Origin of the sequence: Enterobacter cloacae complex sp. IR5384, assembly GCF_049237265.1 — a bacterium.
Lineage (GTDB): Bacteria > Pseudomonadota > Gammaproteobacteria > Enterobacterales > Enterobacteriaceae > Enterobacter > Enterobacter cloacae.
The window spans coordinates 291,749-307,227 of the sequence record NZ_JBMKHJ010000002.1 but is presented as its reverse complement, the minus strand read 5'-3'; the positions used below and the strand labels follow the sequence as shown (position 1 = coordinate 307,227).

Here is a 15,479-nt window from a genome sequence, read left to right as displayed (position 1 = left end):
GTGTTCGGGTTGTCATGCCAATGGCACTGCCCGGTAGCTAAATGCGGAAGAGATAAGTGCTGAAAGCATCTAAGCACGAAACTTGCCCCGAGATGAGTTCTCCCTGACTCCTTGAGAGTCCTGAAGGAACGTTAAAGACGATGACGTTGATAGGTCGGGTGTGTAAGCGCAGCGATGCGTTGAGCTAACCGATACTAATGAACCGTGAGGCTTAACCTTACAACGCCGAAGATGTTTTGGCGAAGAGAGACAGAATTTTCAGCTTTGATTCAGAGTCCGAAGGATTTTGCGCTGAGACAAGGCGGCAAGCGAAGGAAAGGAAGGAGCATACTGAGGTATGTGACTGACTTTACGAGAGCAGCCAACGCAGTATCAGCCCAAAAGACACAGGACAGAGCACAGGAATTTGCCTGGCGGCTGTAGCGCGGTGGTCCCACCTGACCCCATGCCGAACTCAGAAGTGAAACGCCGTAGCGCCGATGGTAGTGTGGGGTCTCCCCATGTGAGAGTAGGGAACTGCCAGGCATCAAATTTAGTGTGCTGATATGGCTCAGTTGGTAGAGCGCACCCTTGGTAAGGGTGAGGTCCCCAGTTCGACTCTGGGTATCAGCACCACTTTATACTTAGGTTAAAGTTCGGCAAGAAGTAAAAGAATTTGTCTGGCGGCTTTAGCGCGGTGGTCCCACCTGACCCCATGCCGAACTCAGAAGTGAAACGCCGTAGCGCCGATGGTAGTGTGGGGTCTCCCCATGTGAGAGTAGGGAACTGCCAGACATCAAACAAGTGAAAAGGCCATCCGAAAGGATGGCCTTTTTGCATTTCTACACGGCACACAGCGTAGGCCGGGTACGGCGAAGCCGCCACCCGGCATAACAAACGACTAGTGAATCACCTGTGACAGGAATGCTTGCGTGCGTTCTGACTTCGGATGCGCAAAGAACTCATCCGGTGGCGCCTGTTCAACAATCTCTCCGCGATCCATAAAGATCACCCGGTCAGCCACGGTCCTGGCGAACCCCATTTCGTGAGTCACGCACAGCATAGTCATTCCAGATTGCGCCAGCCCAATCATGGTATCCAGAACTTCTTTCACCATTTCAGGATCCAGCGCTGAAGTTGGCTCATCAAAAAGCATAATTTTGGGCTTCATGCACAGTGAACGGGCGATAGCCACACGCTGCTGCTGGCCACCCGATATCTGGCCTGGAAATTTATTGGCGTGTTCAGCAATACGTACACGTTCCAGATAGTGCATCGCTAACGCTTCAGCTTCCTTTTTTGGCATTTTGCGCACCCAAATCGGCGCAAGCGTACAGTTCTGCAGCACCGTCAGATGGGGGAACAGGTTAAAGTGCTGAAACACCATCCCGACTTCCTGACGCACGCGTTCGATGTTGCGAATGTCTTCATTCAGTTCGATACCATCCACAACAATACGCCCCTGTTGATGCTCCTCAAGGTGATTGATGCAGCGAATGGTTGTCGATTTCCCGGACCCGGAAGGGCCGCAAAGGACAATGCGTTCGCCCTGCTTGACCTTAAGATTGATATCTTTCAGGACGTGAAATTGCCCGTACCATTTATTCACGTTTTCAAGCGTAATCATCGCGTCGGCGGGTGTCATAGTTATTTGGCTCATAATTTCCTCAGTGCGGTGTACGCCCGGTGTTAAAGCGCTTTTCCAGATGCTGGCTATAGCGCGACATGCTAAAACAAAAGATCCAGTAGATCAGAGCAGCAAAGACATATCCTTCGGTGGACATGCCAAGCCAGACAGGGTCAACCGTTGCCTGTTGCACGCTGCTAAAGAGATCGAACAATCCGATAATGATCACGAGGCTGGTATCTTTGAAGAGGGCGATGATCGTGTTCACCAGCCCGGGGATAACCAGCTTGAGTGCCTGCGGAAGTATTACCAGCCCCTGTGTTTTCCAGTAACCGAGCGCCAGTGATTCCGCAGCCTCATACTGCCCTTTAGGCAATGCCTGCAGACCGCCACGCACCACCTCCGCAACGTAGGCTGACTGGAACAGAATGACTCCTACCAGGGCACGGATCAGTTTGTCTATCGTCGTGCCTTCTGCCATAAATAATGGCAGCATGACCGAAGACATAAAAAGAACGGTAATAAGCGGTACACCGCGCCAGAACTCAATGAAAATAACCGAGAGCACACGGACAACGGGCATTTTTGAGCGACGGCCAAGCGCCAGTAAAATGCCCCACGGCAGTGCGCCAGCGATCCCAACAGAAGCAATAATCAGCGTCAGCGTTAAGCCGCCCCATTGTCGGGTTTCCACGCGTTCCAGCCCCAGGAAACCACCGTACAACAGCACCCACACAACAATCGGATACACCACCGCCCAGCAGGCGATGTACCGTCCGCGTTGCGGCAGCCTTTTCCAGAACATCACGGCGATGGAGAGCAGCCCAATAACCAGCGCCAGATTGATTCGCCAGCGTTGTTCGTGCGGATACAATCCATACATGAACTGACCAAAACGCTCGTGGATAAACACCCAGCAAGCGCCAGCTTTTGTACAATCTGCCCGGGTTGAACCGACCCAGTTAGCCTGCAAGAAAGCCCAGTTAATGAGTGGCGGGATCAACTCCCACATCAGCCACAGACAAATTATTGTCAGCAGACTGTTACCCCAGCTGGAGAACAGATTCTTACGCGCCCAGAGAATAAAACGCCCACCTGTCGGGTTGGCAGGACGCGAAGAGTGCGACAGTATCGCTTTTGTCATCATAGTTCCTTAGCGCTCGACCAGTGCGATACGGCGGTTATACAGGTTCATCAGCAACGAGATCGCCAGGCTGATAATCAGATAGACGGACATAGTGATGGCAATGGTTTCAATGGCCTGTCCTGTCTGGTTAAGCACGGTGCCGGCGAACAGTGACACCATATCCGGGTAGCCAATAGCGGCTGCCAGCGACGAGTTTTTGACAATATTGAGGTACTGGCTGGTCAGGGGCGGAATGATGACCCGTAACGCCTGTGGAATAATGACCTGTCGAAGCGTTACCGTATGAGGTAACCCCAGAGAGCGTGCTGCCTCGTGCTGTCCATGCGGGACTGCCTGGATCCCCGCCCGAATGATTTCGGCAATAAACGCAGACGTATAAATGGAAAGGGCCAGGGTCAGGGCCGCCAGTTCAGGAATTAATACCATCCCGCCCTGGAAGTTAAAGCCCCGCAGATGTGGGACATCCCAGTGTAACGCGGCACCAAAAAGCCAGTGTGTCAGGAGCGGCAGGCCGATAATCAAAAGCGCCGCAATTGGCCATGTTTTGCGAAGCTGCCCGGTTTTTATCTGATGTTTGCGGTTATAGCGAAATAGCCCGGCAGAGAGGGCGAGCGCGATGATAATCGCGGTGATAAAAGCATATATCCCTTCTGCGAGTTCAGGAGAAGGAATATAGAGCCCACGGTTGCTCAGGAAAAACAGATCGAAGGCATCGACAGCCTGACGTGGCCCCGGAAGGTTACGCAGCACGGCGAAATACCAGAAAAAAATCTGCAGCAGCGGCGGGATATTACGGAACGTCTCAATGTAAATGGTGGACAGCTTTCGCAGCAGCCAGTTATCTGACAGGCGAGCGAGGCCAATAAAAAAGCCCAGTATGGAGGCGAAAACAATACACAGCGCGGAGACCAGCAGTGTATTGAGTAAACCGACGAGGAACACGCGGCCGTAGGTATCGCCTTCCTGATAATCAATAAGATGCTGAACAATGCCAAAACCCGCACTGCGATCCAGAAAAGCAAAGCCGGAGGTAATACCGCGATTATTCAGGTTGGTAACCGTGTTATGAATTAAATAAATGGCGATAAGAACAACCGCAAGAATGGCAATAATCTGGAATAGCCAGGCGCGGACCGCGGGATGAGAAAAGGATAGCGATCCTTTTACGGGGGAGCGGCGATGGAACATAAAGAAACCTCGGTAACCATGACTCTGGAGTGGGCACTGCGTTCACAGTGCCCGTTACAGCAAAGACTTAACGTACTGGCGGTGCGTACTGAATACCGCCGTTATTCCAGAGATTGTTCTGGCCGCGTTTGATCTTCAGCGGGCTTTCCGATCCCACGTTGCGCTCAAAGATCTCAGCGTAGTTGCCCACCTGTTTAATGATGTGGTACGCCCACTTGTTATCCAGCTTCAGATCCTTGCCAAAATCGCCTTCTGTGCCCAGCAGGTGTGCCATATCCGGGGTAGACGGTTTGGCAGCTTTCTCATCGACGTTTTTCGAGCTGATACCCATCTCTTCTGCATTTAACATGGCGAACAGGGTCCAGCGAACGATAGAGAACCAGTCTTCGTCGCCACGGCGAACGACGGGACCAAGGGGCTCTTTAGAGATGACTTCAGGCAGGACGATCCACTCTGCCGGGTTACTCAGCTTAATACGCAGCGCGTAGAGCTGTGACTGGTCAGACGCCAGCGTATCGCAACGGCCAGATTCCAGCGCTTTGGCTGATTCATCAGAGCGATCGAATGTCACCGGGGTGTACTTCATATTATTCGCTTTGAAATAATCGGCGACGTTAAGCTCGGTATCGGTACCGGCCTGAATACACACGGTCGCACCGTCCAGCTCTTTGGCGCTTTTCAGACCCGCTTTATTGTGGGTAAGGAAACCGATGCCGTCATAATAGGTGACACCGGTGAATGACATCCCCATTCCTGCATCACGGGAGGAGGTCCAGGTGGTATTACGGGAGAGCATGTCCACTTCGCCGGACTGCAGCGCGGTGAAACGTTCTTTGGCCGTCAGCGGGGTATATTTTACTTTGCTGTCATCACCGAAAACGGCAGCGGCGACGCCCCGGCAAACGTCAACATCGATACCGGTAAATTTGCCGTTAGCATCGGCATAAGAGAAGCCAGGCAAACCGTCGCTGATACCGCATTGAACAAAACCTTTCTTTTTCACGGCATCCAGCGTTGTGCCCGCATGGGCCTGACCCGCAACAGCAAACAACATACCCGCAGCGGCCAGGCTGGCTATCATCGTCTTTTTCATAATGCATCCTGTGTGGCTAAATTTATCGTTATTTAGGTGTTTTAAACACTTTTACCCATCTATGGCGTTGGCCGACGTTTATATAGCAAACGTAATGCCAGGTTTCGCGCTCGATGAAATAAGCGATAAGTGAACGCTTAATGCTGAGTGTAGACAGGCTTAAATAAAAGGAGCGCCCCGAAACGGTGCGAAATTACAACCTGTGCCACAAATCGGAGCAAAACTTTTAAGGAGGGTCAGAGAAAAAGAAGAGATAGTTTCCGGAGTGAATATTGGCCGGGTATTCAATAATATGAATGGGTGAAAATCATTAAAACTGAATACAAAATTAAAAGGGGAAGTGAAAAAGAGGTGACAGGCTTATGGCTAAAATTAATGGTGTGAATAAATACGGGTCTTTTTACTGATTTGATATTACTGCACTCATTCAAAGCAAAAGCGCGGCCAGAGCCGCGCTTTCTGAACAGATGTTATCGGGTCAGGGCAACAATACCCAGCGTCAACCCCGCCACCGCGGCAGCACCACCAGCGATAGCACCTGCTGTTTCCCAGTTATCCTGAGTGGTACCTTTCATACAGGTATTGGTATGAACCAGTCGGCCCTGATCGTCGTATACCGGTACACATGGAGAGTCGTGCGCGCATCCAGCCAGCAGCGCAGCGAGTAGTGCAACGGAAATGAATCTTTTCATGATGTTACCTCAGTATTATTTCGCGTCCGCTATAAAGCCAGGAGGGCTATTAACGAACTGGAGGTTATTTTACCACCGGGATAAGCCCACGTTACACGAGGAATAATCTCAAATTATGTTGTTTGTAAACATCGTGGAGAAAAGCGATTCGTCAGAACGAATTAATGGAGAAATTATGGAGTAACAACGTGGCGTTCTTACTTAATGCAAACTGACTCTTTTTAACACTGCGATCTTAATACACTGTTTATCTTAATATAAAAAAGGCACCAGAGGTGCCTTTCAGGTATTCATTACTCTTTATGGCGCGTAAAGCGTCGCCGGACGACCACAAAGAAAACGGGCACGAAGAAGATAGCCAGAAGCGTTGCGGAAAGCATGCCCCCCATGACCCCTGTCCCGACCGCGTTTTGCGCACCGCTCCCGGCGCCATGGCTGATTACCAGCGGCATGACGCCAAGAATAAAGGCGAGCGAGGTCATCAGGATCGGTCGAAGGCGCATTCTCGATGCTTCCAGCGTGGCTTCAATGATGCCTTTACCCTCTTTTTCCATCAGATCTTTGGCAAACTCAACGATCAGAATGGCGTTTTTAGCCGACAAACCAATCGTTGTCAGCAAACCCACCTGGAAATAGACGTCATTGTTTAAGCCACGTAACGCTGCTGCAACCAGCGCCCCAATGACTCCCAGCGGAACCACCAGCATCACTGAGAAGGGAATGGACCAGCTTTCGTAAAGAGCAGCCAGACAAAGGAACACTACAATCAGTGAAATAGCGTACAACGCAGGCGCCTGATTTCCGGAAAGTCGCTCCTGATAAGACATTCCTGTCCAGTCATACCCGATGCCGGAAGGCAGTTTTGCAGCAAGACTTTCCATCAGCGCCATGGCCTCACCGGTACTTTTCCCGGGTGCGGACTCACCGATGATCTCCATGGATGGCATCCCGTTATAGCGCTCCAGGCGAGGTGAACCGTACACCCAGTGCGAGGTGCTAAAGGCGGAGAAAGGAACCATCTCACCATTTGCGCTGCGTACATACAGGTTGCTGATGTCACCAGGCAGCATACGGAAGCGCGCATCGGCCTGGACATAGACCTTTTTCACGCGGCCATGATCGATAAAGTCATTTACATAAGTTCCACCCAGGGCCGTTGAGATGGTCTGGTTGACGTCAGAAAGACTGATGCCCAGCGCCTGAGCCTTCTCCTGGTCGACATCCAGTTTAAACTGCGGGGTATCTTCCAGACCATTTGGCCGCACGCGCACCAGCATGTCAGGGTGCGCTTTCACCATTCCGAGCAGCTCATTCCGCGCCTGCGTCAGCGAGGTATGTCCCAGGTTTGCCTGATCAATCAGTTCGAAGTCGAAGCCCGTTGCGGTTCCCAGTTCGATAATCGCAGGCAGGTTAAACGGAAATACGAGCCCATCTTTTATCTGACTGAAGGCTTTTGTCGCGCGGCCAACAATCGCCTCAACGCTATTTTCCGCTCCCGGTCGTGCTTCCCAGGGCTTCAGGCTAATGAAGGCAATACCGGCGTTCTGGCCCTGGCCGCTAAAACTAAAGCCATTAACGGTAAAGACAGATTCAACATTGGCCTTCTCGTTTTTCAGATAATAGTTCTGGACCTGATCGAGGACCTGCTGTGTACGCGTCTGGGTCGCACCGGCCGGAAGTTGCACCATCGTCATAAATACCCCCTGGTCCTCTTCGGGCAGGAAGGAGGTGGGCAAGCGCAGGAACAGCACCGCCATACCACCCACAATGATGATGTACACCACCAGGTAGCGTCCGGTCTTGCGTAAAATGCCGCTCACGCTGTTGCTGTAGTGCTCCACGCTGCGGTCAAAAAGCGCATTAAACCAGCCAAAGAAACCGCCTTTCTTTTCGTGGTGATCGCCGGATACCGGTTTAAGCAGGGTTGCGCACAGCGCGGGGGTCAGGATCAGGGCGACCAACACGGAGAGCGCCATTGCCGAAACGATGGTCAGTGAAAACTGGCGATAGATGGCCCCGGTCGAGCCACCGAAAAATGCCATCGGGATAAAGACCGCCGACAGCACCATGGCTATACCCACCAGTGCGCCCTGAATCTGTTCCATTGACTTCTGCGTCGCCTCTTTCGGCGGCAGTTTGTCTTCTACCATCACGCGTTCGACGTTCTCAACGACCACGATGGCATCATCAACCAGCAAGCCTATTGCCAGTACCATCCCGAACATCGTCAGGGTATTGATGGAGAATCCGAACGCCGCCAGCACCGCGAAGGTACCCAGCAAAACAACCGGCACCGCGATAGTGGGGATAAGCGTCGCGCGCAGGTTTTGCAGGAACAGATACATCACCAGGAAGACGAGGATGATCGCTTCAAACAGGGTTTTCACCACTTCGTGAATAGAGATCTTCACAAACGGCGTGGTGTCGTACGGATAAACCACCTTCAGACCCTGTGGGAAGAATTGCTGCAGTTGCGCCAGCTTGCTCTTGATGGCCGCCGCCGTATCCAGCGCATTTGCACCGGTCGCCAGCTTAATCCCCAGGCCGGTTGCGGCCTGCCCGTTGATTTTGGTCACCATATTGTAGTTTTCGCCGCCCAGTTCAATGCGTGCGACATCCTTCAGGTGCACCATCGAGCCGTCCTGGTTCACCTTCAGCGTCACGCGGCCAAACTCTTCCGGTGATTTCAGGCGGGTTTGCGCAATGATCGAGGCGTTCAATTGCTGGCCCGGCACGGACGGCGTTCCGCCTAGCTGGCCTGCCGCTATCTGGTCATTCTGGGTTTTCAGTTGATTAATAATGTCCAGCGGCGTCAGCTGGTATTTATTCATCGCGTTACTGTCGAGCCAGATGCGCATTGCATACTGGGCACCAAACAGCTGAACATCACCCACCCCTGTGGTTCGACTAATGGCATCTTTCACATTCGAGGCGACGTAGTCGGAAATGTCATCCTGCGAGAGGCTTTTATTGTCTGAAACAAAGCCAGCCACCAGCAGGAAGCTGCTGCTGGACTTCTCAACGCCGATCCCTTGTTGCTGCACTTCCTGCGGCAGCAGCGGCATGGCGAGCTGAAGTTTATTCTGAACCTGAACCTGGGCGATATCCGGGTCTGTACCAGACTCAAAGGTCAGGGTGATGGTGACATTACCTGCAGAATCGCTGGTGGATGACATATACATCAGGTTATCGATGCCGTTCATATTCTGTTCGATAACCTGCGTCACGGTATCCTGCACCGTCTGCGCATCTGCGCCAGGGTAGGTTGCGGTTATAGCAACCGCGGGTGGGGCGATAGTTGGATACTGCGCTACGGGCAGTTTGAGGATCGCCAGCCCACCTGCAATCATCAAAATGATGGCGAGTACCCAGGCGAAAACCGGCCTCTGGATAAAGAAATTAGCCATGACGTCGTTCCTTAACCGGCTGGAGTCGTAGAGGTATCGGGTGTGGCGACGACGGTAGCCCCAGGTTTGGCTTTTTGTAACCCACTGACAATCACGCGGTCACCGTTTTTCAGCCCCTCTGTGACCAGCCAGCGATCGCCAATGGCCTGAGAGGCAACGACGGTGCGTGACTCAACCTGGTTTTTGTCGTTAACAATCAGGACGGTTGCATCCCCACGCGGCGTGCGGGTGACGCCTTGCTGTGGGATCAGAATCGCATTCGGCTGCGTACCCTCATTAATACGGGCGCGTACAAACATTCCCGGTAACAACAGGTGTTGCGGATTCGGGAAAATCGCCCGCAGAGTGATGGAGCCAGTGCTTTCATCAACCGTCACATCAGAAAACTGCAGCGTGCCTTTTAGCGGATAGGGCTGACCATTCTCCATCAACAGCTCGACGGTGCTGGTGGTCTCCCCTTTTTGCAGGCTTGTCTGCTTCAGACGCATAAAATCATTGCTGGACTGGGTGACATCGACATACATCGGATCCAGTTGCTGTACCGTTGCCAGGGCGTTTGCCTGGCCGTTGGTGACGAGAGCTCCCTCGGTCACGCTGGATTTACCAATGCGACCATCGACGGGAGAGGTGACTTTGGTATAGGCAAGGTTGATGCGTGCGCTTTCAACTCCTGCTTTTGCAGCAACGACGCTGGCATCCGCCTGCTGAGCCGTTGCTACGGCCTGGTCGTACTCCTGCTTACTGACATACTGTGTGCCCACCAGCGGGAGATAACGTTTCACCGTCAGGTGCGCAATATTGGCTGCCGCCTGGGCTTTCGCCAGCTCTCCTTTTGCGCTGTCATACGCCGCCTGATAGCTGGCGGGATCGATCTGATAAAGTGACTGGCCAGCTTTGACATCGCTGCCTTCGGTGAAATTGCGACGCAGGATAATGCCGCTAACCTGAGGACGCACTTCCGCAACGCGAAACGCATCTGTTCTGCCCGGCAGCTCTGTTGTCACAGTGAGGGGGGCACTTTTGACAATGTGTACACTCACCTGAGGCGGCTGCGGTTGATGTTGCTGATTTTCCTGCCCATCGCATCCGGCAAGCAGTGCGGCGCAGACAATAAAACCGGTTAAGGGCAAGCGTCTGAAATGATTCGTCATTACTGTTCCTTTAAATACCCATTAACCGATATTTCCGTGGATCGGTGACAGGGCAGGGGACAAAAACAAAAAATGTAGCTGCGTATAATAATGAGGGTATTTAATGTTTTTTAATTTATAAGTGCGGATAAATGCGGCAGGAAAGAAAATCAGAAGAAGGCTTTGCGTTTACAGCAATATACTTTAACAAAAGTAATCAGGAGAGTGATGTTTCATAGAGGGCATTCATCTGTTTTGTGAATTTAATTATTGATATGTATTTACCTCAGTTATAAATAAAGCGAATTGACTTTTTTTGTGCAGAATTCACCTTGTCTTTCATGAATACTTCCGATTACAAAACCCTACTAAACAGCTTAATTCTTGTGAGTAACGAGTAGTCGTCCATGGCGCGTAAAAAGAAAGCAGAGGCTCAACAAACCCGTCAACAGCTGATTGAAGCGGCTATCGGGCAGTTTGCGACACGTGGCGTAACCAACACAACGCTGACGGATATCGCCGATGCGGCAAAGGTGACGCGTGGGGCCGTCTACTGGCATTTCACCAGTAAAACAGAGATATTTAATGCTATCTGGGAACAGCAATTGCCGCTTCGCGATCTCATTCGTGACAGACTTTCTCTTTCCGAAAAAGATGATCCCTTGTTAATGCTTCGTGAGCAATTTATCACTGCGTTGCAATATATTGCGCATGAGCCTCGCCAGTGTGCGCTGTTACAGATTTTGTATCATAAGTGTGAATTTACCAGTGATATGGTTTCCGAGTATGAAATCAGGAAACGTATTGGTTTCAACAATGATTTTCTACGTGCGACACTGGAGCGCTGTATTTCACGAAACATCATTTCTTCGCAGGTCAATGTGGATTTAACGCTGATAGTGTTCCACGGATTTTTTAGCGGAATAATTAAAAACTGGTTAATGAATAACGACAGCTTCAACCTCTATCAACAGGCACCTGCTCTGGTCGATAACATTCTGGCGACACTCCCGGTGGTGCGAGTGTCGCCACGTGAAGAGGCTTACGACTCGGTGTCGGGCAAGATCTCTCCCTGCTCGCAAAGCGTTTCAATGGTCTGCGCGCTGACAGGTTTCCCTAACAAATAGCCCTGAAGGGTATTACAGCCCAGTTCCGTCAAAAAGGCTTGCTGTGCTTCGGTTTCCACCCCTTCAGCCACTACTTTCAGATTCAGCGTTTTCGCCAGGGCGACAATCGCGGACACAATGGTCGCATCTTCGCTTTCTCCACTGAGCTCTTTTACAAACGCCCTGTCGATTTTCAATTCACAGGCGGGTAAGCGTTTAAGATACAGCAGGCTCGAGTAGCCGGTACCAAAGTCATCAATAGAGGCTTTCACACCCGCATTCGTCAGCTCTGTCAGCACCCGCACGCTCTCATCCGGGTTACTCATCGCAGTGGTTTCCGTCACTTCAAGGATCAGCATTTCCGGCGGTACCTGGTGACGTGTCAGACAATCAAGCACCGTACTCACCAGAGAAGGTTGTTCAAACTGAAGTGTCGACAGGTTCACCGCCATTGACCAGTTTTGATGCCCTTTAAGGTGCCATTCCCGCAACTGGCGGCAGGCTTCGTTGATAACCCAGTTGCCAATGGGAATGATCTGTCCCGTTTTTTCCGCCAGCGGCAGGAACAGGTCTGGCGTCAGCAATCCCAGCTTCGGGTGTTGCCAGCGCAGGAGTGCCTCAAACCCGAGTACGGGGCCTGCCGGCGCATGGAATTTGGGCTGATAATGCAGCTGTAGCTCATTACGATCGATGGCCAGCCACAGATCGTTCATCAGCTGCAGATGGGTTTGCGCCAGCGTGTTCATGGAGGGCTGGAAAAAGTGATAACCGTTACGGCCCATATGCTTGGTGTGGTACATCGCCGCATCGGCGTTAAACATCAGTTCGCGATCGGTTTTGCCATCGTGAGGATAAAGCGCAATGCCAATACTGAGGGTCACCACCAGCTCATACGGATCCACATTGAATGGACTATCGATAGTGCGCACCAGGGCATTGGCAAGGGAGGCTGCATCGTCCGGCCCCCCAACTTCTGCCAGCAGAACAAATTCATCACCGCCAATACGTGCAAGGGTGAACTGGCCTTTCAGGGGGAGCAGCAGGCGTTGCGTAACGGCAACCAGCAGTTTATCGCCGATATCATGCCCGTAGGCGTCATTGACGGTTTTAAAGCCGTCGAGATCCATAAACATCAATGCGAAATGCGTGCCTTCACGATCTGCTTTGTTGATGGCCTGATCGAGTCGATCTTCCAGCAGGATACGATTGGGCAGGCGCGTCAGCGTATCCTGTAGCGCCAGCTGGGCCAGCTCCCGGTTTGCTTCCGCCAGAGACGAGGCGAGGAGAGAGGTGCGCGCCTGCAGGCGCGCATCCAGCATCGACACCAGCAGTGTGATACCAAGGATGGCGAGTGCGACAACGCTCACCAGCACGGCCAGCCAGCTGCCGTTAATCCCCTCATGGTGAGCCATGGTCGACACTGGAAATTGTGCGGCTTTCATCCCCGCATAATGCATTCCGGCAATCGCAATCCCCATCGTGATTGCGGCACCCATGCGCATCAGCGCGACCTGAGCGGCCTCATGACGCAGGCGGAACGTCAGCCACAGTGCGGCGAGCGACGCAGCAAGCGCAATAGCGACTGATATCGCCACCCATGTTTTATCCCAGATAATACCGGGCGTAACCTCCAGGGCCGCCATGCCGGTGTAATGCATGGCCACGATACCGGTTCCCATGACTAGTGCACCGGGCAGCAGACGGCGCAAACGCAGCTGCTCGCTGCTGACAAGCCACAGCGCAAACAAGGATGAACCCACGGCGATAACCATCGATAACCCCGTCAGGGTGGCGTTGTAGCTCATGCTCATGGAGAGATCCATCGCCAGCATGCCGATAAAATGCATCGCCCATACGCCAATACCCATTGCAACACCGCCACCGGCCAGCCAGATGCGCGCTGCCACGCCCTGACTTCCCGCCACACGCGCGGCCATATTCAGCGCGGTATAGGCAGCAAGGATAGCGACAACAAAGGAGAGGACGACAAGGATATGGTTGTATTGGCTAACCAGCATGATCGGTTCAACTCGAGTGTGAGGTTACGCAAGGGCGGTGGTGAAGGGCGAGACATTATCATCGTAAGGTAATGACTCAAAGGGATTTAAATCCCCGTTTTTATTAAGTGATTTCGGGTTTTTTGACGACGTTGGCGGCTCAGTCCAGCTCTGAACAATTGACGAGTTTAAGCGGGTTCACGGAATCCATATTGCGACACTTATCGGTTTCGGTGCTCATCAGTTCAATCCACTGCATCAGCAGCGCATCAAAGAGAAAAACTGAGACAGCAAAGACAACCAGCCACCAGTATTTACGAATCATTATGACATTCCGGAAGAAGAGAGCCAGTAAGGTGGTGGAAATATACACGAAAAGCGGCGGTTGAAAAGTGGGGAAAGCGAAGGTTTACAAAGCGTTGACGGTGGCAGATGTGGAGCAATAAAAAAGGCGCATCCCCATGCCAGGTAGCGCCTTTTTAAACAAGCATTTCGCTAACCGAAATTAGTTCATGCCGTATTTTTTCAGTTTCTTACGCAGAGTACCACGGTTGATACCCATCATCAGCGCAGCGCGGGTTTGGTTACCGCGGGTGTATTGCATCACCATGTCCAACAGTGGCTGTTCAACTTCAGCCAGTACCAGCTCATACAGGTCATTAACATCCTGACCATTCAGTTGAGCAAAATAGTTCTTCAGTGCCTGTTTAACCGAGTCACGCAGGGGTTTTTGAGTTACCTGATCCTGAGAGTTAACGGTAGAAACGGTCAGTACGTCAGAATTTACGCGTTGTTCGAACATAGTTCTGTCAGCTCTTTATTTCATTACGCAAGATTTTCGAAGTATGCCTCCAACGCCTCCAGCTGTTCGCTGGCATCCTCTATGGCGTTGAATGTGCGCCGAAACTGGTCATTTGGAGCGTGCTCCTGGAGATACCAGGAGACGTGTTTACGCGCAATTCGGTACCCTTTTGCCTGGCCGTAGTGGTCATGCAGTTCCCGAACATGCGAACAAAGCAAGCGCTTAACCTCTGCCAGAGGCAGCGGGGCAAGCAGCTCCCCAGTGTCCAGATAATGCTGGATTTCCCGAAAGATCCAGGGTCTTCCCTGAGCTGCACGTCCTATCATCAGAGCATCAGCTCCCGTATAGTCGAGCACAGCTCTGGCTTTAAGCGGGTCAGTAATGTCGCCATTCGCGATAATCGGAATGGAAACTTTCTGCTTAACTGCCCGAATGCTGTCGTATTCAGCTTCACCGTTGAACAAACAGGCGCGAGTGCGTCCATGAATGGTCAGGGCCTGAATGCCACAGTCTTCGGCCAGTTGGGCAATCTCTACACAGTTACGGTGTTCCGGCGACCAACCCGTGCGAATCTTCAACGTAACAGGAACGTCCACTGCGCTGACAACCGCCGTCAGGATTGACTTCACCTGGTCGGGGTATTGCAGAAGGGCTGAACCTGCAAGCTTGCGATTCACTTTTTTGGCCGGGCAACCCATGTTGATATCAATAATCTGGGCGCCACTTTCCACGTTAATCCGCGCGGCATCTGCCATCTCTTCAGGCACACTTCCGGCGATTTGCACGGTGCGAATACCTGGTTCATCAATGTGCACCATCCGAAGGCGGGATTTATCGCTTTCCCAGACCTGCGGGTTAGACGACATCATCTCGGAAACGGTTAAACCGGCTCCCATCTCATAACACAGCGTCCTGAACGGCCGGTCGGTAATACCTGCCATTGGGGCTGCGATCAGGCGATTTCTGAGCTGGTGGTGTCCGATGCGCATGAGTTAAGAAATGACCATACTGTGACTGCAAGGCGGCGTATATTACGCATTTTTTGCACGAGATGAAAGGCCAAACTTTGAACAATCCACTGTTGTAGATCAAGGAATCGCCACCCAGTCACAATGATAAAAATTATTTTTTATTTAAATCATTATGTTATGTATTAAAGGCGATTTTATGACCGCTTACAATTTCCCGTAACTTCTCATCATTTCTCAAAAAATGAATCCGTTGAGCGGGATATTCTGCTGTTTTTAGCAGCAGATTCTCCCGCTTCTATGCGATCTGCGTCGCATTTTAGAACATCATCTCAGTACGAAA

The 15,479-nt window shown here is 51.9% G+C and carries 12 protein-coding genes, 1 tRNA gene and 3 rRNA genes; 5 read left to right on the top strand and 11 right to left on the bottom strand.

Going from position 1 to position 15,479, the window contains the following annotated elements; all coding sequences use genetic code 11:
- The 4 genes from ACOTX3_RS03595 to rrf (ACOTX3_RS03580) form a co-directional block, all read left to right on the top strand.
- Nucleotides 1–219: ribosomal RNA gene (locus ACOTX3_RS03595) — 23S ribosomal RNA — on the top strand; the annotation flags it as partial.
- A gap of 190 nt (nucleotides 220–409) precedes the next feature.
- Nucleotides 410–525, top strand: a 5S ribosomal RNA gene (gene rrf, locus ACOTX3_RS03590).
- A 14-nt stretch (nucleotides 526–539) separates the two neighbouring features.
- Nucleotides 540–615 (top strand) — tRNA-Thr (locus ACOTX3_RS03585).
- Nucleotides 616–658: 43 nt separating this feature from the next.
- Nucleotides 659–774 (top strand): 5S ribosomal RNA (gene rrf / locus ACOTX3_RS03580).
- 106 nt (nucleotides 775–880) lie between these two features.
- Here the strand turns inward: rrf (ACOTX3_RS03580) and ACOTX3_RS03575 are convergent.
- The 7 genes from ACOTX3_RS03575 to ACOTX3_RS03545 form a co-directional block, all read right to left on the bottom strand.
- On the bottom strand, nucleotides 881–1,639 hold the full coding sequence (locus ACOTX3_RS03575; protein WP_013099005.1) for an amino acid ABC transporter ATP-binding protein: 759 nt from the start codon (nucleotides 1,637–1,639) through the stop codon (nucleotides 881–883).
- Nucleotides 1,640–1,646: 7 nt separating this feature from the next.
- A complete protein-coding gene (locus ACOTX3_RS03570; RefSeq protein ID WP_020687396.1) occupies nucleotides 1,647–2,750 on the bottom strand; it encodes an amino acid ABC transporter permease in 1,104 nt (367 codons plus the stop codon).
- 9 nt (nucleotides 2,751–2,759) lie between these two features.
- Complete coding sequence (locus ACOTX3_RS03565) at nucleotides 2,760–3,941, bottom strand: amino acid ABC transporter permease (protein ID WP_038420721.1); 1,182 nt, start codon at nucleotides 3,939–3,941, stop codon at nucleotides 2,760–2,762.
- A 67-nt stretch (nucleotides 3,942–4,008) separates the two neighbouring features.
- On the bottom strand, nucleotides 4,009–5,034 hold the full coding sequence (locus ACOTX3_RS03560) for an amino acid ABC transporter substrate-binding protein (protein ID WP_013099002.1): 1,026 nt from the start codon (nucleotides 5,032–5,034) through the stop codon (nucleotides 4,009–4,011).
- Between the two features lie 470 nt (nucleotides 5,035–5,504).
- A complete protein-coding gene (locus tag ACOTX3_RS03555) occupies nucleotides 5,505–5,726 on the bottom strand; it encodes a lipoprotein (protein ID WP_013099001.1) in 222 nt (73 codons plus the stop codon).
- 293 nt (nucleotides 5,727–6,019) lie between these two features.
- Nucleotides 6,020–9,133, bottom strand: a complete 3,114-nt coding sequence (locus ACOTX3_RS03550; RefSeq protein WP_045293528.1) for an efflux RND transporter permease subunit — start codon at nucleotides 9,131–9,133, stop codon at nucleotides 6,020–6,022.
- An 11-nt stretch (nucleotides 9,134–9,144) separates the two neighbouring features.
- The gene (locus tag ACOTX3_RS03545; protein WP_013098999.1) at nucleotides 9,145–10,284 is read right to left on the bottom strand and encodes an efflux RND transporter periplasmic adaptor subunit; all 1,140 of its coding nucleotides are present in this window, start codon (nucleotides 10,282–10,284) and stop codon (nucleotides 9,145–9,147) included.
- Between the two features lie 386 nt (nucleotides 10,285–10,670).
- On the opposite strand from ACOTX3_RS03545, the gene envR reads away from it, so the two are divergent.
- A complete protein-coding gene (gene envR, locus ACOTX3_RS03540; protein ID WP_045293529.1) occupies nucleotides 10,671–11,390 on the top strand; it encodes an acrEF/envCD operon transcriptional regulator in 720 nt (239 codons plus the stop codon).
- Here the strand turns inward: envR and ACOTX3_RS03535 are convergent.
- From ACOTX3_RS03535 to dusB, 4 genes are all read right to left on the bottom strand, one after another.
- Nucleotides 11,306–13,387 carry a putative bifunctional diguanylate cyclase/phosphodiesterase gene (locus ACOTX3_RS03535; protein WP_058679452.1) on the bottom strand — a complete coding sequence of 694 codons (2,082 nt, stop codon included), beginning with the start codon at nucleotides 13,385–13,387 and terminating at the stop codon, nucleotides 11,306–11,308. The genes envR and ACOTX3_RS03535 overlap by 85 nt on opposite strands.
- Nucleotides 13,388–13,526: 139 nt before the next feature.
- Nucleotides 13,527–13,691 (bottom strand): DUF2556 family protein, encoded by a 165-nt coding sequence (locus ACOTX3_RS03530; protein ID WP_013098997.1) that lies wholly within the window; start codon nucleotides 13,689–13,691, stop codon nucleotides 13,527–13,529.
- A gap of 180 nt (nucleotides 13,692–13,871) precedes the next feature.
- Nucleotides 13,872–14,168, bottom strand: coding sequence for a DNA-binding transcriptional regulator Fis (gene fis, locus ACOTX3_RS03525; protein WP_000462905.1), 297 nt, complete (start codon nucleotides 14,166–14,168; stop codon nucleotides 13,872–13,874).
- Nucleotides 14,169–14,191: 23 nt separating this feature from the next.
- Nucleotides 14,192–15,157 (bottom strand): tRNA dihydrouridine synthase DusB, encoded by a 966-nt coding sequence (gene dusB / locus ACOTX3_RS03520; protein ID WP_013098996.1) that lies wholly within the window; start codon nucleotides 15,155–15,157, stop codon nucleotides 14,192–14,194.
- Nucleotides 15,158–15,479 lie beyond the last annotated feature (322 nt).

Bases quoted from the DNA above. Each gene is read 5' to 3' on its own strand.
- ACOTX3_RS03570 (WP_020687396.1), bottom strand. From the start codon at position 2,750: ATGACAAAAGCGATACTGTCGCACTCTTCGCGTCCTGCCAACCCGACA.
- ACOTX3_RS03575 (WP_013099005.1), bottom strand. From the start codon at position 1,639: ATGAGCCAAATAACTATGACACCCGCCGACGCGATGATTACGCTTGAA.
- ACOTX3_RS03535 (WP_058679452.1), bottom strand. From the start codon at position 13,387: ATGCTGGTTAGCCAATACAACCATATCCTTGTCGTCCTCTCCTTTGTT.
- envR (WP_045293529.1), top strand. From the start codon at position 10,671: ATGGCGCGTAAAAAGAAAGCAGAGGCTCAACAAACCCGTCAACAGCTG.
- ACOTX3_RS03565 (WP_038420721.1), bottom strand. From the start codon at position 3,941: ATGTTCCATCGCCGCTCCCCCGTAAAAGGATCGCTATCCTTTTCTCAT.
- ACOTX3_RS03560 (WP_013099002.1), bottom strand. From the start codon at position 5,034: ATGAAAAAGACGATGATAGCCAGCCTGGCCGCTGCGGGTATGTTGTTT.
- ACOTX3_RS03550 (WP_045293528.1), bottom strand. From the start codon at position 9,133: ATGGCTAATTTCTTTATCCAGAGGCCGGTTTTCGCCTGGGTACTCGCC.
- ACOTX3_RS03555 (WP_013099001.1), bottom strand. From the start codon at position 5,726: ATGAAAAGATTCATTTCCGTTGCACTACTCGCTGCGCTGCTGGCTGGA.
- dusB (WP_013098996.1), bottom strand. From the start codon at position 15,157: ATGCGCATCGGACACCACCAGCTCAGAAATCGCCTGATCGCAGCCCCA.
- fis (WP_000462905.1), bottom strand. From the start codon at position 14,168: ATGTTCGAACAACGCGTAAATTCTGACGTACTGACCGTTTCTACCGTT.
- ACOTX3_RS03545 (WP_013098999.1), bottom strand. From the start codon at position 10,284: ATGACGAATCATTTCAGACGCTTGCCCTTAACCGGTTTTATTGTCTGC.
- ACOTX3_RS03530 (WP_013098997.1), bottom strand. From the start codon at position 13,691: ATGATTCGTAAATACTGGTGGCTGGTTGTCTTTGCTGTCTCAGTTTTT.